1 protein-coding gene and 1 pseudogene are annotated in these 23,032 nt (G+C 73.5%); both read right to left on the bottom strand.

The features are described 5' to 3' along the window. Positions 1-25: 25 nt before the first annotated feature. Positions 26-14,020 (bottom strand): annotated as a pseudogene (locus tag LXN57_RS42055) (SDR family NAD(P)-dependent oxidoreductase); the annotation flags it as partial. A 133-nt stretch (positions 14,021-14,153) separates the two neighbouring features. Beyond that, a complete protein-coding gene (locus LXN57_RS42045; protein ID WP_251803898.1) occupies positions 14,154-23,027 on the bottom strand; it encodes a type I polyketide synthase in 8,874 nt (2,957 codons plus the stop codon). Positions 23,028-23,032: the final 5 nt, after the last annotated feature.

The following is a 23,032-nucleotide window of genomic DNA, read 5'->3' as shown; positions in this document are numbered from 1 at the left end:
GAACCGCCTTCGGATCGGGGCCGGCTCACGGGGTGCCGAGCTCGTCAAGCAGGTCGAAGATCTCGTCGGCGGTAGCCGATTCGAGGTCGTCGGAGCCGGCCGTGGGGGCGGCCCAGGCGGCGGCGAGGGCTCGGAGCCGCTGCCCAACGGCGGCGCGGCGCTCGTCGTCGAGGGCGGCCGCGCGGAGCAGTGCCTCCAGGCCCGCGATGCCGTCGTACACGGAGTCGGCCGGGTCTCTCCTGTCGACGGCCGGCTGGAGCGCGTCCACGAGGTGTTTGGCCAGCACGACCGGCGAGGGGTGGTCGAACAACAGGGTGGCCGTCAGCCGCAGCCCACTCTCGGCAGAGAGCCGGTTGCGCAGCTCGACCGCGGTCAGTGAGTCGAAGCCGAGTTCGAGGAAGCCGCGGGCCGGGTCGACCTCCCGCGGTGAGGCATAGCCGAGGATCGCGGCGGTGCGGGCCCGGATCAGTTCGAGCAGAGCCTTCTCGCGGTCGGCCGGACTGAGTTTCGCGAGGTCGTCACCCAGGGTCGGCGCGGCCTTCTTCGTCACCACGACCAGCCCGCGCAGTAGATCGGGAACCTCGCCGTGGGCCCGCATCGCCGCCAGGTTCAGCGCCATCGGGACGACCAGCGGGCGGCCGGTGGCGAGAGCGGCATCGAAGGCGGCCAGGCCCTCGGCCGGGGTGAGTGCGCCGAATCCCGTACGGGTGAGGCGGGCCCGATCGGACTCGGCGAGCGTGCTGCCCATGCCCGCGTCCCACAGCCCCCACGCCAGCGAGGTCGCCGGCACTCCCTGGCTTCGCAATTCCTCCGCGTACGAGTCCAGGAAGGCATTGGCGGCGGCGTAGTTGCCCTGGCCGGCGTTGCCGAAGATGCCGGACGCCGACGAGAGCAACACGAAGGCACTCAACCGCTGCTCGCGCGTCGCGGCGGCCAGGTTGCGGGCGGCGTCCACTTTGGCCCGGAAGACGGTCGCGAGGCGTTCGGGCGTCAGCGAATCCAGGACGCCGTCGTCGAGCACCCCAGCCGCATGGATGACCGCGGTGATCTCTTTTCCGGCCAGCGCATCGTTGACCGCTGCCGGATCGGACAAATCGCACGCGACGGCGGTCGCGCCCTCGATATCGAGCGTGCCGCCCGAACGAGACAACAACAGCAGCTTCCGTACGCCGTGAGTCTCGACAAGGTGGCGGGCGATCAGGCCGCCGAGGGTGCCGGTCGCGCCGGTGACGACCACCGTGCCGTCGCCGAAGTCGGGCGTTCCTTCCGACCGCACCCGGGCCAGCCGCGGCACCAGGGTCTTGCCGTCACGGATCTTGACCTGCGGCAGCTCGTAGACGTGTTGACCCTCCGGGGCCAGCCATCCACCCCCCGCCCGCTCAGGGTTGAGAACAGTATCGCTGTCGAAATCGTCCAGCAAAAAGAACTTATCGGGATGTTCCGACTGGGCGGTACGGACCAGACCCCACAGAGCAGCACCATCGGGATCGGCCAATGGCGCGCGCACGACCAGACGATCACCCTCGAATTTCTGGAGTAGGGCGAGCAAAGCAACCGAACGGTCGAACGCCGTACCAGCCGCACTCGCATCCACCAGCACCGTGCCACCCGCAGGCGCCGGATCGCCCAGGGCGATCACCGCGTCGGGAGCAAAGCCGGAAGCCTCCTGCGGCACCCAGTCCACGCCATAGAGCAGGCGGGCGGCCACCGGCGAGCCGACCTGGCCGGCCGTGACCGGCCGGAACGTCAGCTCTTCGACGGTCAGCACCGGTCGCCCGGCCTCGTCCAGGGCGATCAGCCGCACCGCAGCCTCGCCGACCCGGGTCAGGTGGACCCGTAGCCTCGCACCCCCGGGCGTGTGCCGGCGGGCGCCGTTGATCGCGAAGGGTAGCCGCACGGTTCCGTCGAACAGTCCGGTCGCGCCGATGGCGTGCAACGCGGCGTCGAGCAGGGCCGGGTGAACGCCATAGCCGTCGGGGTCGGCGCCTTCCAGGCGGACGTCCGCGACCACCTCGTCGTCGTGCCGGGCGGCACCCGTCAAGCCCTGGAAGACCGGGCCGTAGCGCAACCCGGCGTCGGCGAGACCTTCGTAGAGGCCGTCCAGATCGACGGGTTCCGCCTGGACCGACGGAACGGCCACCGGAGTGCCGGTCTCGGGCGCGAGAACGCCGGTGGCGTGCACGATCCAGTCGTCGGCGCCGTCGGCCTGAGAGTAGACCGCGACCGGCCGGCGCCCGTCGACATCCGGGGCGCCCACGGTCACACGCAAGGCGATCCCACCGGTCGGCGGGAGGGCCAGCGGCGTCTGTAGCAGCAGTTCGTCGACGACCGGCACGCCGGCCTCCTCGCCCGCGGCCAGCGCGAGGTCGAGGAGCGCGGCGCCGGGCACAACCACGGTGTCGAAGACGGTGTGCTCGGCCAGCCAGCCGGGTGAGGCCTTGGCGAGCCGGCCGGTGAACAGCAGCGCGTCGCTGTCCGGGAGCGTGACCGCCGCGCCGAGCATCGGGTGGGCGGCCTCGCGCAGTCCGGCGCCGGGCAGGTCGGCGGCCGGGTCGATCACGTCGATCCACAGCCGCTGCCGCTGGAACGGGTAGGTGGGCACGTCGAGCACGGGCGCCGGGCCGGGTCCGAACGTGGCCGCCCAGTCGACGTCCTGACCGGCGGCGTAGAGCCGGGCGACGGCGGTGAGCAGGGTCTCGACCTCACCCCGGCCGCGGCGCAGCACCGCCTCGGCGTCCGGGATCAGGGCAGCGAGCACGGTGTCGGGGCCGACCTCGAGCACCCGGGCCGCGTCGAGGCGGGCAGCCGCGTCGGCGAACCGCACGGGCCGGCGCACCTGCTCGACCCAGTAGTCCGGATCGGCCCAGCGGAGCGGCCCGTCCGGGTCCACCGTGGACACCGCCGCCAGGCGCGGCAGGTGGAAGGTGAGCCCGCGGACGATCTCAGCGAACGGCTCCAGCATCGGGTCCATCAGCCGGGAGTGGAAGGCGTGGCTGGTTCGCAGGCGGGTGGTCTTCCATCCGTGCCGCTCGACCTTCTCCACCTCGGCCGCAGGGCCGGAGACAACAACCGCATCGGGACCGTTGACCGCGGCGATGTCGAGGTCGGGGAAAGCGGAGTGGACATCCGCTTCGGAAGCGCGGACTGCCAGCATCGCGCCGCCCGCAGGGAGTTCCTGCATGAGCCGGCCGCGCGCCGAGACCAGGGTGGCCGCGTCGGCCAGGGTGAGAACCCCGGCGGCGTACGCGGCGGTGATCTCGCCGATCGAGTGGCCGGCCACCACGTCCGGGCTGATCCGCCAGCTCCGCAGCAGGGCGAGCAGCGCCACCTCGACCGCGAAGATGGCCGGCTGGGCCCATCCGGTCTGATCCACGTCGAGGTCCGGCAAGTTCAGCAGGCCGGCAACTTCGTCGTACGCAGCGGCGTACGCGGGAAAGGTCTGGTAAAGCTCTTCGCCCATGCCGGAGCGTTGCGAGCCCTGCCCGGTGAAGACCATCGCCAGCCGGCCCTCAGCTGCACGCCCGATCGCGACGGGCTCTCCGCTTCCCGGCCGCAACAGCACGGCGCGGTGGGCGAGGGTAGCCCGCCGTGTCATGGCGTGGGCGGCGTCGCCGGAAACCGCGCCGGACCGCCCGATCTGCTCGGCCAGCGCGGCCGGATCATTGGCCGAGAGCACCACCGGCACCGGCCTTGTCCACACCCGGGCCGGCTCAACCGGGGCGGCCGGCGGCTCCTCCAGGACCACGTGGGCGTTGGTGCCGCTGATGCCGAACGACGACACGGCGGCCCGCCTCGGCCCGGACGCCGGCCAGTCCCGCGCCTCGGTCAGCAGCGCGACGTTGCCGGCCGTCCAGTCCACCTGCGGCGTCGGCTCGTCGACATGCAGCGTCATCGGCATCCGCCCGTGCCGCATGGCTTGCACCATCTTGATGATTCCGGCGGCGCCGGCGGCGGCCTGGGTGTGGCCCAGGTTCGACTTGATCGAGCCGAGCCACAGCGGCCGGTCGCGCCCTTGTCCGTACGTGGCCAGCAGCGCCTGCGCCTCGATCGGGTCGCCCAGCGTGGTGCCGGTGCCGTGCGCCTCAACCATGTCGACATCGGATGTCGTCAGGCCGGCGTTGGTCAGCGCCTGCCGGATGACTCGTTGCTGCGAGGGGCCGTTCGGAGCGGTCAGCCCGTTGGAGGCGCCGTCCTGGTTGACCGCGGTGCCACGCACGATCGCGAGCACGCGGTGGCCTTGGCGTTCGGCGTCGGAGAGCCGCTCGACCAGCAGCATGCCGACGCCCTCACCCCAGCCGGTGCCGTCGGCCGCCGCCGCGAACGACTTGCACCGCCCGTCGGCGGCGAGGCCGCGCTGTCGCGAGAAGCCGGTGAAGGTGTCGGGGGTGGCCATGACGGTGACACCACCCGCGAGCGCGAGATCGCATTCGCCGGACCGCAGCGCCTGGACGGCGAGGTGCAGTGCGACGAGCGACGACGAGCACGCGGTGTCGACTGTGACGGCCGGGCCCTCGAGGCCGAACGTGTAGGCGATTCGGCCCGACGCCACGCTGCCCGAGTTTCCGGTGCCCAGAAAACCTTCAACCTCTTCCGGTACGGCGGTCAGGCGGCCCAGATAGTCGTGGTACATGAGGCCGACAAACACGCCTGTCCGTGAACCGCGCAGCGTCAACGGGTCGACGCCGGCCCGTTCCAGGGTCTCCCACGACGATTCGAGCAGCAGCCGCTGCTGCGGGTCCATGGCCATGCCCTCACGCGGGCTGATCCCGAACAGGCCCGGGTCGAAATCGGCGGCGTCGTACAGGAAGCCGCCCTCCCGCGCGTACGACGTGCCGGGGTTGTCGGGGTCGGGATGGTAGAGACCCTCGACGTCCCAGCCCCGGTTGTCCGGGAACAGGCCGATGCCGTCGCGGCCCTCCGCGACCAGGCGCCACAAGTCGTCCGGGTTCTCGATGCCGCCGGGGTACCGACACCCCATGCCGACGATGACGATCGGGTCGTCGTCCATCACCTTGGCCGGCGCGACCGGGGTGGCAGTGGCCACCGGGACGCCTGAAACCTCGGCGGTCAGGTGCTCGGCCAGCACGGTCGCGTTCGGGTAGTCGAAGATGAGCGTGGCCGGCAACCGCAGTCCGGTCTCGGCGGCGACGCGGTTGCGCAATTCGACCGCGGTCAGCGAGTCGAAGCCGAGTTCCCGGAAGGCTCGGGCGGCCGGGATCGTGTCGGCGCTCGGGTAGCCGAGGACGGCGGCGGCCAGCGTACGCACGAGCAGCAGCGCGCTCGTCTCGTCCAGCCCGGCCCGGTGGTCCCTGGTTTCCGCGGCGGCGGCGCGGCGGCGGTCGCGGGGCGGCACCAGGCCGTGCAACAGCGGAGAGATGTCGCCGGCGGTGCGCAGGGCAACCAGGTCGAGACGCATCGGGACGGCCAGCGCGGTCCCGGCGGCCACAGCGGCGTCGAAGAGCCGCAGCCCGGCCGCGGTGTCGAGCGCGCCGAAGCCGTTGCGGGCCATCCGCCGGCGGTCGGCGTCGGAGAGGGCGGCGCCCAGCCCGGCGTCCCAGAGGCCCCAGGCGAGGCTGGTCGCCGGGATGCCCCGGGTGCGCAGCTCGGCCGCGTACGAGTCGAGGAAGGCGTTGGCGGCGGCGTAGTTGGCCTGTCCCGGGTTGCCGAAGATGCCGGACGCCGAGGAGAACAGGACGAACGCTTCGAGCGGCCGGCCCTCGACAGCCGCGGCCAGGTTGCGGGCCGCGTCCACCTTGGCCCGGAACACCGTCTCGAGCCGGGCCGGGGTGAGGTCGGCGAGCAGGCCGTCGTCGATGACCCCGGCGGCGTGGATGACCGCGGTGATCTCTTGGCCGGCCAGCGCCTCGTTGACCGCCTCCGGGTCCGACAGATCGCAAGCGACGGCGGTCGCGCCCTCAATGTCCAGCGTGCCGCCCGAGCGAGACAACAACAGCAGCTTCCGTACGCCGTGCGTCTCGACGAGGTGGCGGGCGATCAGGCCGCCGAGGGTGCCGGTCGCGCCGGTGACGACCACGGTGCCGTCGCCGAAGTCGGGCGTGCCGGTCGGCTGCACCCGGGTCAGGCGCGGGACCAGCACTTTCCCGTCACGGATCTTGACCTGCGGCAGGTCGTAAACGTGCTGATCTTCCGGGGTCGGCCGCCCAGAGGGATAGACAGCAGCGCTTTCGAAATCGTCGAGCAAAAAGAACCTATCGGGCTGTTCGGACTGCGCCGAGCGGACCAACCCCCACAGAGCGGCACCATCCGGGTCGTCGAGCGGCGCGCGGACAACCAAGCGATCGCCGTCGAATTTCTGCAGCAGACTGAGCAAAGCGGCGCAACGGTCGAACGCCGTACCAGGTGCGCTCGCATCGACCAGCACTGTGCCGCTCGCCGGAGCCGGGTCGCCCAGTGCGATGATCGCGTCGGGGGCGACACCCGACACGTCCTGCGGCACCCAGTCCACCGTGAACAGCGACCGGGTGGCCTCACTCGAAGCTGCCGCGGCCTCGTCGGCACTGACGGCGCGGAACACTAACCCCTCGATGGTGGCCACCGGCTCCCCGGCGGCGTCGATCGCATCGACCCGCACGCTGTCGCCGGTGGTGCGCAGCCGCGCCCGCAACAGCCGGGCCCCCTCGGCGTGGACCGTCACTCCCGTGAAGGCGAACGGCAACCGGGTCGAGCCGTCACCCTCGCCGTCGGCGCTGAGGCCGTGCAGCAGAGCGTCCAGCAGCGCCGGATGCACCGCGAACCGCCCGGGGTCGCCGGGCAGCTCAGCCTCGACGTAGCGGTCGTCCCCGTCCCACCACAGCGCCCGCAGGCCCCGCAACATCGGGCCGTATTCGTAGCCGGCCGCGGCCAGGTCGTCGTAGAGGCCGTCGACCGAGACCTGGGTGGCTCCCGCGGGCGGCCAGGAGAACGTCTGCCCGGAGTCCGTCGGCTCGGAGAGGAAGCCGGTCGCATGCAGCGTCCACGGGTCGTCCTCGCCCGGGCGGGAGTGCACGGACACGGGGCGGCGGCCGGTGTCGTCCGGCGGGCCCGCGATCACCTGCACGGCGACTCCGGCCGGGTTGGCGAGCACGAGCGGCTGCCGCAGCACGAGTTCCTCGACGGCCGTTCCGGCGGCGAGGGCCATGTCGAGCAGCGCGGTCCCGGGCACCAGGACGCTGCCGAGCACGGTGTGGTCTGCGATCCACGGCTGCGCCTTCAGGGTCAGGCGGCCGGTGAGCACCACCCCGTCGCCGTCGGCCAGCGGCACCGCGGCGGCCAGCAGGGGATGTCCGGTGAGGCCGAGTCCGAGGTGCGCCGGGTCGATCCCGTCGGCGGCGGGCTCCGGCCAGTAGCGGTCGCGCTGGAAGGCGTACGTGGGAAGGCCGTTCAGCCACGAGCCGGCGCCGGTCACCGCCGCCCAGTTGACCTCGGAACCGCCGGCGAAGACCGTGGCGACACCGGTGAGCAGCGTAGTGGTCTCGTCGCGGTCGCGGCGCAGCGTGGGCACGGCGAGCACGTCCGGGTCGATGCCACCGACCAGCGAGGTGAGCACGCCGTCCGGTCCGACCTCGAGGAACCGGGTCACACCTTGGGCCCGGAGTTCGGCCACGGTGTCGGCGAAGCGCACCGTGCCGCGGACGTGCTCGACCCAGTATCCGGGATCGGTCCAGCGCGCCGGTCCGGCCGTCGGGACGACCTGTTCGCGGAAGGTCAGCGCCTCGACGACCTCCCGGAAGGCGGGCAGCATCGGCTCCATCAGCCGCGAGTGGAACGCATGGCTCGTGCGCAGGCGCGTCGTCTTCCAGTCCTGTTCCGCGACCCGCTCGATGTCGTCCACCGGGCCGGAGACGACGACCGCGAGAGGGCCGTTGACCGCGGCGATGTCGATGTCCGGGAAGGCCGCCCACACCGTGTCGACGGAGGCTTGCACCGCGGCCATCGCACCACCGGCGGGCAGCGCCTGCATCAACCGGCCCCGGGCCACGACCAGCGCGGCCGCGTCGTCGAGGGTCAACACCCCGGCCGCGTACGCCGCGGCGACCTCCCCGATCGAGTGGCCGGCCACGAAGTCGTACGCCACACCCCAGTCCCGCAGCAGCGCCAGCAGCGCCACCTCGACCGCGAACAGGGCCGGCTGGGCGTACTCGGTGCGGTCGAGCGCGTCCGGGTCGGCGAACACCACCAGGCGCAGCGGCTGGTCGAGCAGCGGGTCGACGCGGGCGCACACCTCGTCGAAGGCGGTCGCGTAGGCCGGGAAGGCGGCGTACAGCTGCTCGCCCATCGACACCCGCTGGGCACCCTGGCCGGTGAAGAGCAGCGCGAGCCGTCCATCGCTCGTCTCGCCCCGCGCGACGGCCGCGCCCCGGCCCAGAGCGCGGAGCAGCTGCGGCCGGTTGGGCGCCAGGTAGACCGCCCGGTGGGCCAGCGCGGCCCGGGCAGCGGTCGTGCGGGCAACGTCGGCCAGGTCCGCGTCGCGGTTCGCGTCCAGCCAATCGCGCAACCGGCCGGTCTGGGCGTCCAACCCGGCCTCGGTGGCCGCCGACACGACGAACGGCAGCATCGGGGGCGCGGGCGTGCTGGGCTGGTCGCCGGGCTCGTAAGCGGGCGGTTCTTCCAGGATGACGTGCGCGTTGGTCCCACTGACGCCGAACGCGGAGATGCCGGCCCGGCGGGGCCGCGTCCCGGCCTCCCACGGCTGCGCGGTCGTGAGCAGCGAGACGGACCCGGCCGACCAGTCCACCTTGGACGTCGGCTCGTCGACGTGCAGCGTGCGCGGCAGCGTGCCGTGCCGCATCGCCAGCACCATCTTGATGATTCCGGCCGCCCCGGCGGCGGACTGGGTGTGGCCGATGTTCGACTTGACGGATCCCAGCCACAGGGGCGTTTCCCGGTTCTGCCCGTACGTGGCCAGCAGCGCCTGAGCCTCGATCGGGTCGCCCAGCGTGGTGCCGGTGCCGTGCGCCTCGACGGCGTCCACGTCGGCCGCGGCCAGACCCGCGTTGGCCAGCGCCTGCCGGATCACTCGCTGCTGGGACGGTCCGTTCGGCGCGGTCAGCCCGTTGGAGGCGCCGTCCTGGTTGACCGCCGAGCCGCGCAGCACGGCGAGCACCGGCCGGCGCTGTTCCCGGGCGGACGAGAGGCGCTCGACGAGCAGCAGGCCCACGCCCTCGGCCCAGCCGGTGCCGTCGGCTGCGGCTGCGAACGGCTTGCAGCGTCCGTCGGTGGCGAGGCCACGCTGGCGGGAGAACTCGGTGAACGTGCCCGGCGTGGCCATGATGGTCACGCCGCCGGCCAGGGCCAGGTCGCACTCCCCGGTGCGCAGGGCCTGCGCGGCCAGGTGCAGCGCCACGAGCGAGGAGGAACAGGCGGTGTCGATGGTGACGGCCGGGCCTTCCAGGCCGAACGTGTACGCGATCCGGCCCGACGCGACGCTGCCGGCGCTGCCGATGCCGACGTACCCGCCCAGGTCCTCACTGCCGCCCTCGAGAAGCGACACGTAGGCCTGGTGGGTCAGGCCGACGAAGACGCCGACGGACCGGCCGCGCAGGCTGAGCGGATCGACCCCAGCGCGTTCGAAGGTCTCCCACGCGGCTTCGAGCAGCAGGCGCTGCTGCGGGTCCATGGCGAGGGCCTCGCGGGGGCTGATCCCGAACAGGCCCGGGTCGAAACAATCGGCGCCGTCGACAAAGCCGCCGTTCAGCACGTACGAGGTCCCGGGCCGGGCGCCGTCCTCGCTGTACAACTCGTCGAGATCCCAGCCCCGGTCGGCCGGGAACGGGCCCACGGCGTCCACCTCGCCGGCGACCAGATTCCACAGCTCGTCCGGTGTGGTGACACCACCCGGGAACCGGCAGGCCATGGCGGTCAGCACGATCGGGTCGTCCTCGGCGGCCACCGTGACAGGGACCGCAGCGATCGGGGCGTCCTCGGCACCGAACACCAGATCCTGCAGGTGCTGGGCCAGTTCGAGCGGTGTCGGGTAGTCGAAGGCGAGGGTCGGGGACAACCGCAGCCCGGTTTCGCCGGCCAACGCGTTGCGCAGGTCGACCGCGGTCAGCGAGTCGAACCCGAGCTCGCGGAACGGCCGCTTGACGGCGACCGCCTCGGCCGAGGCGTACCCGAGCACCCGCGCGGCGTGCCCGCGCACCAGGTCGACCAGCGCGGCCTCCCGCTGCACCCGTGGCCGGCCGGCCAGCTGCGCGCGCCAGCCGGTCTCGGCCACCGGCGCCTCGGCCACCGCGGCGGCGACCTCGGGCAGGTCCTCGATGAGGGGGCGGCGGCGGGCCGCGGTGAAGGTCTCGGCGAACGACGGCCAGTTCACGTCGGCCACGGTGAGCAGCGGCGATGGTTCCCCCGCGGCCCGGCTCAGCGCCTCGACAGCGCAGGCGGGGTCCATCGCGGCCAGGCCGCGTCGGCTGAGCGCGGCCCCGGTATCGCCCTCGGTCGCCATGCCGGCGTCGGCCCACGGGCCCCAGGCGATCGAGGTGGCGGCCAGTCCGCGGGCGTGGCGGCGCTGGGCCAGGGCGTCCAGGCCGGCGTTGGCGGCGGCGTAGGCGCCACCCCAGCCACTGCCCCAGGTGGCGGCGATCGACGAGAAGAGCACAAACGCGTCCAGCTCAGTGTCGCCGAGCAGTTCGTCGAGGTGCCGGGCACCCGCGGTCTTGCCCGCGAGTACCTCGGCCAGGGCGGCGTCGTCAAGTTCGGCCAGGGGTGCGCTGTGCGAGATGCCGGCCGCGTGCACGACGGCGTTCACCGGTCCTACCCGCGCCAGCAGGGCCTCGACCGCGGCCCGGTCGCTCAGGTCGCACGCATACGTCTCGGCCTTCGGCAGGTCGGCCGGCGCGACGCCGCGGCGGGACACCAGGATCAGACGGTCGGCCCCGTTGGCGGCGGCCCAGCGGGCGACGTGGCCGCCCAGTGCGCCGGTGCCACCGGTGATCAGGACGGTGCCGCGGGGCTGCCAGCCGTCACCGGTCGCCGCGGGGGCATGCTCCAAGCGACGGACGAGAAGGCTGGACGAGCGGACGGCGATCTGGTCCTCGGGGCCGAGGCCGCCGGCGAGGACGGCCACGAGCCGGTCCGGGGTCCGGGCGTCGAGCGTGGCCGGCAGGTCGATCAAGCCACCCCAGCGGTCCGGCCATTCCAGTCCGATGGTGCGGCCCAGACCCCAGGCCTCGGCCGGGCCGGCGTCGGCGAGCACGTCGCCGGGACCGGTCGCGACCGCCCCGCGGGTGACAATCCAGAGTGGACCGGCCTCGGCGTTCTCGACGGCCTGGGCGGCGGCGAGCGCCTCCCGCTCGTTCGACACCAGGGCCACGACCGGGGTGGCGGCCGGCACCTCTCCGCGTACGACCGACGCGCCGGCCCGGGTGAGCAGGCCGGCCAGGTCGTCCGGGTCGTCGCCCAGCAGCGCCCACGTGCCGTTGAGCGCCCGCCCGATCGGGTCAGGACGGGTCGCCCACGTCTCCCGGTAGCGCCACGCGTCGGCGCCGGTCGCGGCGGCCGTCTCGCGCGGCGTGGGGCGCAGCCAGTAGCGCTGGTGGTCGAAAGGATAGGTGGGCACGTCGACAAGCAGGCCGTCGCCGAGCATGGCCCGCCAGTCGACGTCGCGGCCGTGCACGAACAGGTCGGCGACCGCGGTGAGCAGCGTCTCGACCTCGTCGCGGTCACGCCGCAGGGCAGCCACGGCGCCGGGGACCATCGCGGCCAGCACCGTGTCAGGACCGAGTTCGAGCACGAGATCGGCGTCGAGGGCAGCCGCGGCATCGGCGAACCGGACCGTACGACGAACCTGATCAACCCAGTAGCCGGGGTCAGTCCAATCGGCCGCACCGCCCGTCACCGACGACACGAACGAAATCGTGGGCGCCGAGAACGTCAGCGTCTCCACCACCGCCCGGAAGCCGTCCAGCATCGGCTCCATCAACCGCGAGTGGAACGCATGACTCGTCCGCAGCCGCGTCGTCTTCCAGCCGTGCTCCGCAACCCGGTCCACCTCAGCAGCCGGTCCGGCGACCACCACCGCGTCCGGACCGTTGACCGCGGCGATGTCCAGCTCAGGGAAAGCGGTGCGGATATCCGTTTCGGAGGCGCGCACCGCCAGCATCGCGCCACCGGCAGGCAACGCCTGCATCAAACGAGCACGAGCCGAGATCAACTTCGCCGCGTCCGCCAACGACAGGACCCCGGCCGCGTACGCCGCCGTGACCTCACCGATCGAATGACCCGCCACCACATCCGGGGCCAGACCCCAAGCGCGTACGAGCTTCAAGAGTGCGACTTCGACGGCGAAGATCGACGGCTGCGCCCACCCCGTCTGATCGACGTCCAGATCCGGAATGTCCAACAGTCCGACAACCTCGTCGTAGGCCGCCGCATACACCGGGAACGCCTCGTACAATCGGCGGCCCATGTCCAGCCGCTGCGAACCCTGGCCGGTGAACACGAACGCCAACCGGCCCTCGGCGGCCACACCCCGCACGACGGAGTCGCCGAGCAGCACGGCCCTGCGGTCGAATGTGGGGCGCGAGGCCAGCGTGACGGCGACGTCCTGGGCGGGCGCCATCAGGCGTTGTACACGCTGGATCTGGGCCTCGAGCGACGTCTCGGAGCGAGCCGTCACCACCAGCGGAACCAGCGGCAACGAGGACGCCGTGGGCGCCTGGGCGACCGTGGGCGCCTGCTCCAGGATGAGATGGGCGTTGGTGCCGCTGATACCGAACGACGACACCGCCATGCGGCGCGGCCGGTCGAGCGCCGGCCACTCCCGCTGCTCGGTCAGCAGCTCCACCGTGCCGGCCGACCAGTCCACCTGCGGGGTCGGCTCGTCCACGTGCAACGTGCGCGGCAGCGACCCGTGGCGCAGCGCCAGGATCGACTTGATGACGCCGCCGACCCCGGCCGCCGCCTGGGCGTGGCCCATGTTCGACTTGAGCGACCCGAGCAGCAGCGGCTCGGCCCGGTCCTGGCCGTAGGTGGCGATCAGTGCCTGGGCCTCGATCGGGTCGCCCAGCCGGGTTCCGGTGCCGTGCGCCTCCACCGCGTCGACGTCCGCCGGGTTCAGCCCGGCGTTGGCCAGGGCCTGCAGGATAACCCGCTGCTGGGCGCCGCCGTTGGGGGCCGTCAGGCCGTTGGAGGCCCCGTCCTGGTTGACCGCCGAACCCCGGATGACGGCCAGCACGGGGTGGCCGAGCCGTTCCGCGTCGGACAGCCGCTCCAGCAGCAGCAGGCCGGCGCCCTCGGACCACCCGGTGCCGTCGGCCGCCGCCGCGAACGACTTGCACCGGCCGTCCGCGGCGAGACCGCCCTGCTTGGTGAACTCCCCGAACGAGTCCGGTGTGGACATGACGGCGACCCCACCGGCGAGGGCGATGGAGCATTCGCGGCTGCGCAGCGCCTTGGCCGCCAGGTGCAGGGCGACCAGCGACGACGAGCAGGCGGTGTCGACGGTGACGGCCGGGCCTTCGAGGCCGAACGTGTACGCGAGCCGGCCGGAGAGAACGGACGGAGCGGTGCCGGTGAGCAGGTGGCCGAGGACACCGTCGGGCAGGTCCTCGACGTACGAGCTGTAGCCCAGGTAGCTACCGCCGACGAACACTCCGGCCGCCGTGGCCCGCAGCGACGCCGGGTCGATGCCGGAGCGCTCGAACGTCTCCCAGGCCACCTCGAGCAGCACCCGCTGCTGCGGGTCCATCGCGAGGGCCTCGCGCGGGCTGATGCCGAAGAAGGCGGGGTCGAAGTCGCCCGCGTCGTGCAGGAAGCCGCCGGTGCCGACCTCGGCCGCCGGAGAGCCCGGCTCGAACCAGGTCTCCCAGCCCCGGTCGGCCGGGAACGGCGAGATCGCGTCCCGGCCCTCGGTGACCAGCGACCACAAGTCGTCGGGCGAGCCGACACCGCCGGGGAACCGGCAGCCGATCGCCACCACCGCGATCGGCTCCCGGTCGGCCGACTCCAGCTCGGCGAGCCGCCGGCGGGTCTGGGCCAGGTCCGCGGTCACCCACTTGAGGTAGTCGCGGAGGGTTTCCTCGGTCGCCATTCAGCTCCACCTCTGCGGGTATCCGAAGGACCGCCCAGCAGCGGAGATCGAGCAGCCCGAGTCTGAGGCTAGGGGCGCCGGAAACGCTCCCGGCACCCCTAGCGCTCCCCTACGAATTCGCCGTTCAGGCCCGCCCGAGCTGGGTGTCGATGAACCTCAGCAGCTCGTCGTCGGAGCCGTCGACGGCCGGCTCCGGAGCGGCCGCCACCTCGTTGTTCTCGAGCACGGAGAGCAGCGACCGGAGCTTGATGCGCAGCTTCGTGCCGGTGATCATGTCCGGGGCCTCGCCGGCGATCCGCCGCTCGATCTCGTCCAGCTCCTCGAGCACCGAGCGCCCGCTGTCCGGGGCCAATTGAGCCCGCAGGTGTGCGGCGAGCACAGCCGGTGTCGGGTGGTCGAAAACGAGCGTGGCCGGCAGCCGCAGCCCGGTGGCCGCGTTCACCCGGTTGCGCAGCTCGACGGCGGTCACCGAGTCGAAACCGATCTCGCGGAAGGCGCGAGTGGGCGGGATCTTCTCGGTGCCCGGGAAGCCGAGGACCGCCGCCATGTGGCCGCGCAGCAGGTCCACCAGGTCGGCCTCGGCCTCGTCGGGAGCCAGGGCGGTCAGGCGGTCGCGCAGGGCCTCGGCCGTTCCGGGTCCCTCGGTAGCCGCGGGCTCGCCGGCCACGGCCAGCTCGGCGAACAGGCGGCCCCGGCCGGACAGCCCGAACGCGGGCAGGAACCGGGCCCAGTCGACGTCGGCGATGACGGTCGAGCCGTCGGCGGTGGCCAGCTCGGCGACGGCGCGGCCGGGGTCGAGCGGGCGGATGCCGAGCCGCAGCAGCGAGCCGTCGGCGGCCGCGGTGGCGGCGATGCCCCCGCCGGCCCACGGTGACCACGCGATGGCGGTGGCCGGGTGGCCGTGGGCCCGGCGTCGCTCGGCGAACGCCTCCAGGAAGGCGTCGGCGGCCGCGTAGGCGGGGTGCCGGGCCGTGCCCCAGATCCCGGCAACGGACGTGAAGACCAGGAACGCGTCCAGGTCGCGGCCGTCGAGATACTCATCGAGCAACCGGGTGCCGGTGACGCGGGCGCCGGTCACCGCCTCGATCTCATCGGGAGTGAGTTCGGCGATCGGGGTGTCCTGGGCGACGCCGGCCGCGTGCACGACGGCGGTCAGGTCGTCTGGCAGCCCGGCCACGAGCTCGGCTACCTGGTCGCGGGCGGTCAGGTCGCAGGCGATGACGGTGACCTTGGCGCCCAGATCGGCCAGGTCGGCCAGCAGGTCGCCGGCACCCTCGAGGCCGCGGCGGCTGGCGAGCACCAGGCCGGTGGCGCCGTGCCGGGCGGCCCAGCGGGCGACGTGACCGCCGAGCGCACCGGTGCCGCCGGTGATGAGGACCGTGCCGGTCGGCCGCCAGCCCCGGCCGGGCTTCGGCAGGGCGGGTCGCAGGCGGCGTACGAGGGTTTCCCCGTCCCGCAAAGCGATCTGGTCCTCGTCACCGGCTCCGGCCAGCGCGGCGGCGAGGCCGTCGGCTCCCGTCTCGGGCAAGTCGATCAGGCCGCCCCAGCGGTCGGGGTGTTCCAGCGCGGCGACCCGGCCGAAGCCCCAGACCTGAGCCTGAGCCGGATTCGTCATGGCCCCCCGCGTGACGATCCACAGGGGCGCGTCGAGGTCTTGCACCAGAGCGACGGTGTCCGCCAGTCCACGCTCCTCGTCGAGGGCCAACAGCGACACCACGCCGGCCAGGTCGCCGGTCGGGGCAGTCACCACCTCGGCACCGGCTCCGGCCAGTTGGGCGGTCACCGCGCGCATGGTCTCGTCGTGACCGGCCGCCGGAACCAGCAGCCAGCGGCCGCTGAGCCGGGCGGCGGGATCGAACGACGCCGGCACCCACGAGACGGTGTGGCGCAGGGCCGTTTCGGGGGCCACCGGTGGCGAACCGGCGTCGCTCGGCGAGAGCCAGTAACGCCGGTGCTGGAACGGATAGGTCGGGGCGTCGGCGAGGCGTCGGCCGCCGGACGTCCAGGGCGACCAGTCGACGGGCGCGCCGTGCACCCAGGCCTGGCCCAGGGCCCGGATCTGCGCCGCCGGGCCGTCCTCGGTGCGGCGCAGTGTGCCCCACACACCCGCGTCCGGGGCACACTGTTCGAGCGCCAGGGTCAGAACCGGGTGCCCGGAGATCTCGGCGAACAGCCGGAAACCGTTGCCGGTCAACGACTGGATCACCGCCGCGAACCGCACCCGGTCGCGCACGTTGGCCCACCAGTAGTCCGGGCCGACCGCCTCGGTGACCAGCTCACCGGTCACCGTCGAGTACCACGGCACGGCCGGGACGGCCCCGCGGACGGCGGCGATCGCGGCCATCATGTCGCCACGCACGGGGTCGACCTGCGGGGAGTGCGACGCGTAGCCAACCTCGACAACGCGGGCCCGGACGCCCTGTTGCTCGCACCACGGCACGAACGCCTCGACGGTGGCTCGCTCCCCCGCGACCAGCACCTGGCTCGGCGAGTTGACGGTGGCCAGAGTGAGGCCGGACCACTTGGGCCGGGCCAGCCAGGTGGCCACCTCCTCCGGGCCGGCGCCGATCGACGCCATGCCACCGGTGCCGTCCAGCTCGACCAGGGCCCGCGAGCGGGCGGCCACCACGACGGCGGCATCCGGCACGGACAGGGCGCCGGCCACCACCGCGGCCACCAGTTCGCCCTGCGAGTGACCGACCACGGCCGCCGGGCGCACGCCGTGCGACTCCCACCACGCGGTCAGGGCGACGCCGACGGCCCACAGCACCGGCTGCACCACCTCGACCCGGGAGAGCCACTGCTCGTCCGAGGCCAGTATCTCCTCGACCGAGAACCCGACATACGGCCGCAGCGCCCGGTCGCATTCGCGCAGGCGCCCGGCGTACGCGGGCGAGTCCATCAGCCCGGCCGCCATGCGCAGCCACTGACCGCCCTGACCAGGGTAGACGAACACGACGTCCTCGCCGGCCACCGTGCCGGCCACCGGCGCGAGGCCCGCTGCGGCCTGAGCGAGGCTCTCGGCGTCCCAAGCGACCGCGCGCTCGGGCAGCGCCGCCCGGCCGGCGAGCGTGGCGGCCAAGTCGTTCATCTCCGCCGGGTGATCCCGCAGAGCCGCCGCCAGCGCCCGCAACCCGGCCTGGTCTGCCGCAGCCAGCAGCAACGGCACCGGGCCCTCGGCCGGCTCCGACGCGACCACCGGCTCGTCGACCTGTTCGAGGATCACGTGCGAATTCGTGCCGCTCACCCCGAACGCCGACACCCCGGCCCGGCGCGGGCGGCCGGTCGCGGGCCACTCGCGCGACGCCGTGAGCAGCTCGACGCCGCCGAGCGCCCAGTCCACGTGCGGGGACGGCTCGTCGACGTGCAGCGTCTTCGGCAGCATTCCGTGCCGGATCGCCTCGACCATCTTGATGAGCCCGGCCATGCCGGCGGCGGCCTGGGTGTGGCCGAGGTTCGACTTGACCGAGCCCAGCCAGACCGGCTCGCCGGTGCGGCCCGCACCATACGTGGCCAGCAGCGCGTTGGCCTCGATGGGGTCGCCCAGCGTCGTTCCCGTGCCGTGCGCCTCGACGGCGTCGATGTCGCCCGGTTCGAGGCGGGCGTTGGCCAGGGCCTGCCGGATCACCTTCTGCTGGGCGGCGCCGCTGGGCGCAGTCAGCCCGTTGGACGCGCCGTCCTGGTTTACCGCGCTGCCGCGCACCACGGCGAGCACGGGCCGGCCGGCCTTACGGGCGTCGGAGAGCCGTTCCACCACGAGCACGCCGACACCCTCGGACCAGCCGGTGCCGTCGGCGGCCGCGGCGAACGACTTGCACCGGCCGTCGGCGGCCAGCCCGCCCTTGCGGCTGAACTCGACGAACGGGCCCGGAGTCGACATCACGGTGACCCCGCCGACCAGGGCGAGGTCGCATTCGCCCTGACGCAGGGCCTGCGCGGCCAGGTGCAGAGCGACCAGCGACGAGGAGCAGCCGGTGTCGACGGTCATCGCCGGGCCCTGCAGGCCGAACGTGTAGGAGACCCGGCCCGACAGCACGCTGGCCGCGTTCCCGGTGCCGAGATGGCCTTCGAGCTCGGTGGGAAACACGCCGAGCGACCACAGGTAGTCGGAGCCGTTGGTGCCGGCGAACATGCCAGTGCCGCTGTCGCGAAGGCTGAGCGGGTCGAGACCGGCCCGTTCCAGGGCCTGCCAGGAGCATTCGAGCAGCAGCCGCTGCTGCGGGTCCATGGCGACGGCCTCGCGCGGCGTGATGCCGAACAGGCGGGCGTCGAAGCCGGCCACGTCGTCGAGGAAGCCGCCCTCACTCGTGTAGGTGGTGCCGCGTACGGAGGAATCGCTGTTGACCAGATCGCCGAGATACCAGCCGCGGTCGGTCGGGAACGGCGACATCGCGTCGACACCGTCGGCGACCAACCGCCACAGGTCCTCCGGCGATTCCACCCCGCCCGGGAAGCGGCAGCTCATCGCGGTGATGGCGATCGGCTCGTCCAGCGTGGCCACGCTTCCCGTGACGGTCACCGGGGCCACCGGCCCGGCGCTGCCACCGGCCTTGTCGAGCAGGTGGGCAGCCAGCGCGGCCGCGTTGGGCTGGTCGAAGACGACAGTGGCGGGCAGCGCGAGGCCGGTCGCGGCACGCAGCCGGTTGCGCAGGTCGACCGCCGTGAGCGAGTCGAAGCCGAGGTCGCGGAACGGTCGCCGGGGCGCGATGTCGTCGCCGGTGGCGTGACCGAGCACGGCCGCGGCGGCGCCCCGGACGAGTTCCAGTACGACCCGTTCGCGTTCGGCCGGGGGCAGCCCGGCCACCTTCGCGGCGAGGCCGCCCTCGCCGGACGAAGGCTCGGCCGCCTTGGCCAGGGCGTCGCGGACGGCGGGGATGTCGCCGATCAGCGGGCGGGGGCGGGTGGCCGTGAACAGCTCGGTGAACCGCGGCCAGTCGACGTCGACCACGCAGATCGTGGTGTCGTCCTGGCCGACGGCGCGGCTGAGCGCCTCGATGGCCGGGCCGGGCGGCATCGCGATGACACCACGGCGGCGCAGCTCCTCGCCGACGTCGGCCGACGCCATGCCGGTCTCAGCCCAGGTGCCCCAGGCGATCGCGGTCATCCGGCCCCCGCGCGCCCGACGCTGCTCGGCCAGGGCATCGAGGGCGGCGTTGGCGGCCCCGTAGGCGGCGTGCATCTGGCTGCCCCAGATGCCGGACAGCGAGGAGAACGTCACGAACGCGTCGACGTCGCCGACCAGCTCGTCGAGATGGACGGCGCCGGCCACCTTGCCGGCCAGCAACTCGGACACCAGCGCCACGTCGGTCTCGTCGAGCAGCACGTTGGCGCCGACGCCGGCCGCGTGCACGACGGCGTTCACCGGGCCCACCCGGGCCAGCAGCGCCTCGACGGCGGACCGGTCGGCCAGGTCGCACGCGGCGATCTCGACCTCGGCGCCGAGCGCGACCAGTTCGTCGCGCAGCTCGGCCGCTCCGGGCGAGTCGAGGCCACGGCGGCTGGTCAGCACGAGGCGGTCGGCGCCGCTCTCGGCGGCCCAGCGGGCGATCCGGGAGCCGAGCGCGCCGGTGCCGCCGGTGACGAGCACGGTGCCGCGCGGCCGCCAGCCTTCCCCGCCGCGCCGGGACGGAGCCGGGACGACCCGCCGGGTGAACAGGCCGTTCGAGCGGATGGCCAGCTGGTCCTCTCCGCCTAGGGCGCCGGCGAGCACGGCCGCAAGGGTGCCATTGGCGCGGTCGTCGAGGGTGGCGGGCAGGTCGAGCAGGCCACCCCAGCGGCGGGGAAGCTCCAGTCCGGCGATCCGGCCCAGACCCCAGACCTCCGCCTGGGCCAGGCTTTCGGGAGCACCGCCGACGCCGACCGCGCCTCGGGTCAGCGCCCACAGCGGGCCCTCGCCGAGCGCCTGGATCAGCGCCAGGGTTCCACCGAGACCACGGGAGACGAGCGGGTGCCCGGGCATCGGCCGCTCGTCGAGGGCGAGCAGAGAGACGATTCCCGCGTACGGGCCCTCGGGCAGCTCCCGGGCCGAAACAGCGGCCGCGTCGACCTCGGCGACGACGAAGTCGGCCAGGCCGGACAGGTCGGGGACGTCCACCCCGGCCGGTGTCACCAGCAACCACCGGCCCTCGGGGCGGACCGGGGCCGGTGTCGGCACGGGCGACCAGCTCACGGCGTAGCGCCAGCCGTCGATCATCGAGGTGAGTTTGCGGCGGTCGCGCCACGAGGTCAGGCCGCCCAGCACGGGCTCGACCACCTCGGCGGCCAGTCCCAGCTCACCGGCGAGCGACTCGGCGCCCGCCTCCACGGCGGTCCAGAACTCCGGGTCGCCGCCCTGGTCACGGCGCTGCTCCTCGGGGGTCAGCCAGTGACGGCGGCGCTGGAACGCGTACGTGGGAAGGGTTTGGAGGGGTTGGACACCGTCGAACCAGGAGGACCAGTCGACGCGGACACCCCGCGCCCAGGCCCCGCCCAGCGCGCGGATCCGCCCGGCCGGATCGTCCTCGCCTCGCCGGAGTGTCGGGAACACGCCGGCGTCGGGGGCGCACTGCTCGATGGCGACGGTGAGCACCGGGTGGCCGGAGACCTCGCCGAACAAACGGAATCCGTCCTCGGCGAGACGCTGGACCACCGGCGCGAACCGCACCCGCCGGCGCAGGTTGTCCCACCAGTAGTCGCCGTCGAGCGACTCGGTGACCTGCTCGCCGGTGACCGTGGAATACCAGGGGATACGCGGGGCGGCCCCGCGAATCCCGGCCACTCCGGCCAGGACAGCGTCGCGGACCTGCTCGACCTGCGGGGAGTGCGAGGCGTAGCGGACCTCGACCAGGCGGGCCCGGACGCCCCGTTCCTCGCAGCGGGCGGCGAACGCGGCCAGGCGAGTACGGTCGCCGGCCAGCACCACCTGGGCCGGCCCGTTGACGGCGGCGATGACGACGTCGGACCAGTCGGGTGCGGCCAGCCATTCCTCGACGCGGTCGGCCGGGGCGCCGACGGAGAGCATGCCGCCGTCGCCGGTGAGGCCGACCAGCGTGCGCGACCGGGTGGCGACCACCCGGGCGCCGTCCTCGACCGACAGCGCGCCGGCCACCACCGCGGCTACGACCTCGCCCTGCGAGTGACCGACCACGGCCGCCGGGACCACGCCGTAGGACTCCCACCACGCGGTCAGGGCGACGCCGACGGCCCACAGCACCGGCTGCACGATCTCGACTCGGGTCAGCCAGTCGTCCTCGCCGCGCAGCACCTCCTCGACCGAGAAGCCGAGATGCGGGCGCAGCGCCGCGTCGCACTCGCGCAGCCGGTCGGCGAATGCCGGATCGTCCAACAGTCCGACCGTCATGTGCAGCCACTGGCCGCCCTGTCCGGGATAGACGAACACGACGTCGGTGGCCTCGAGCGCGGTCGTGGCCACCTGGCCCGATTCCACCGCGGCCAGACTCTCGGGGTCCCAGGCGACGGCCCGGTCCGGGAGGGCGGCCCGCCGGGCGAGAGCGGCGCCGACGCCGCGGCTCACTTCGGGAACGGCGGCCGCCTGAGCCTTCAGAGCGGCGGCGCCCTGGCCGGAGAGCAACAGCGGAACCGGGCCACTGTCCGCCTCCGGCTCGGCCCCAGTCGGGTCGCCCTGTTCCAGGATGACGTGGGCGTTGGTGCCGCTCATGCCGAATGAAGACACGGCCGAGCGCCGCGGCCGGCCGGTCTCGGGCCACTCCCGTTCCACCGTGAGCAGCTCGACGGCCCCGGACGACCAGTCCACCTTCGGGGTCGGCTCGTCGACGTGCAGGGTGCGGGGCAGAACGCCGTACCGCATGGCCTGGACCATCTTGATGATGCCGCCGACCCCCGCGGCGGCCTGGGTGTGACCGATGTTCGACTTGAGCGAACCGAGCCACAGCGGTTCGCCCTCGCGGTCCTGGCCGTACGTGGCCAGCAGCGCCTGGGCCTCGATCGGGTCGCCCAGCGTGGTGCCGGTGCCGTGCGCCTCGACCGCGTCCACCTCGGACGGCGTCAGCCCGGCATTGGCCAGCGCGGCACGGATGACCCGCCGCTGGGAAGGACCGTTGGGAGCGGTCAGGCCGTTGGACGCGCCGTCCTGGTTGACGGCGCTCCCCCGGACCACGGCGAGCACCGGCCGCCCGGCCGCGCGGGCGTCGGAGAGCCGCTCCACGACCAGCACGGCCGCCCCCTCGCCCCAGCCGGTGCCGTCGGCCGCGGCGGCGAACGACTTGCAGCGTCCGTCGGCGGCCAGGGCCCGCTGGCGGGAGAACTCGAGCAGCGTGCCGGGCGTCGACATCACCAGCACGCCGGCCACGAGGGCCTGGTCGCATTCGCCGTTGCGGAGCGCCTGGGCGGCCAGGTGCAGGGCGACCAGCGACGACGAGCACGCGGTGTCGACGGTGACGGCCGGACCCTCGAGACCGAACAGGTAGGCGAGCCGCCCGGAGAGCACGCTGGCCGCGTTGCCGGTGCCGAGGTGGCCCTCCAGCTCGCCCGGGTGGTCACCGAGCAGGCCGAGGTAGTCCTGGTCGTTGCTACCGGTGAAGACGCCGGTGCGGGTGCCCTGCACGCCGAGCGGGTCGAGCCCGGCCCGTTCGTACGCCTCCCACGCGCATTCGAGCAGCAGCCGCTGTTGCGGGTCCATGGCGCGGGCCTCGCGCGGGCTGATGCCGAACAGCGAGGCGTCGAAGTCGGCGACGTCGTGCAGGAAGCCGCCGCCCCGCGCGAACGACGTGCCTGGGGCGTCCGGGTCGTCGCTGAACAGCGTGGTCAGATCCCAGCCGCGGTCGGAGGGGAACGGGCCGACCGCGTCGCGGCCCTCGGCCACCAGCCGCCACAGGTCATCCGGTGTCTGCACGCCGCCCGGATAGCGGCAGGCCATACCCACGATGGCGATCGGCTCGGTGGCCCGGGCCGTGGCCTCCTGCTCCCGGCGGCGCAGCCGGTCGGTCTCCTTCAGGGCACTGCGCAGGGCCTCGACGAGCTTTCCGTCCGGCTGGGTCATCGTCA

This window comes from Paractinoplanes hotanensis, assembly GCF_023717965.1.
GTDB classification, from domain to species: Bacteria; Actinomycetota; Actinomycetes; order Mycobacteriales; family Micromonosporaceae; genus Actinoplanes; species Actinoplanes polyasparticus.
The sequence above is the reverse complement of the archived record's forward strand: the minus strand, read 5'-3'. Positions and strand labels throughout refer to the sequence as shown.

Excerpts from the sequence above, each read along its gene's own strand:
- LXN57_RS42045 (WP_251803898.1), bottom strand. The coding sequence starts at position 23,027 with ATGACCCAGCCGGACGGAAAGCTCGTCGAGGCCCTGCGCAGTGCCCTG.